The sequence below is a fragment of the Oleiphilus sp. HI0079 genome (assembly GCF_001635105.1).
This window is the reverse complement of the sequence record NZ_LWFT01000299.1, coordinates 1-714: the sequence shown is the minus strand read 5'-3', so window position 1 is coordinate 714 and position 714 is coordinate 1. Positions and strand designations below refer to the sequence as shown.

1 protein-coding gene is annotated in these 714 nt (G+C 47.2%); it reads left to right on the top strand.

The features are described from left to right. Window positions 1–13: 13 nt before the first annotated feature. The coding region (locus A3750_RS04165) for a KamA family radical SAM protein (protein WP_231871706.1) at window positions 14–714 on the top strand (701 nt) is incomplete at its 3' end.

Genomic DNA, 714 nt, shown 5'->3' with positions numbered 1-714 from the left:
TTCTGCGCAAGACTTGCTCATCAGGCTTGAGCTGGATGAGCACCCGCTACTCGATCAAAATGCCCCATCTTTTCCACTACGAGTTCCCGAGCCATTTTTGAACAAAATTGAAAAAGGGAACCCCAATGACCCGCTGTTATTGCAGGTGCTACCGCAAGCCCAGGAATCTCTAGACATTGAAGGCTATGCTAGCGAACCTCTCCTGGAGCAGAATTTTTCACCTCTTCCGGGTTTAATTCACAAATATTCCTCCCGCGTACTATTAATTCTCACTCAGTCCTGTGCGATCCATTGCCGCTATTGCTTCAGGAGAAACTTTCCTTACAGCGAACATCAGCAATCTCGCCAGCAATGGCAACAAGCACTAGACTACGTGGCAACAAGATCAGAAATCAGTGAGGTCATCTTAAGCGGCGGAGACCCCTTAAGCTTGTCAGACTCGAGCCTTGAAGAGCTCTTCGACAAGATCGATAGAATCACCTCAGTCAAGCGCATCCGCATTCACACGCGAATGCTTCCAAGCTTGCCCCAAAGAATAACGAGTAGGCTTCTTAAGGTCATTTCAAACTTGCGGTGCAAGGTCATTTTGGTTGCGCACTGCAACCACCCCAACGAATTGGCTAATGATACTGAACGTGCATTTTTACGACTTAAAGAGCATGGCGTCACACTGCTAAATCAATCCGTGATGCTAAGACATATCAATGATGATGC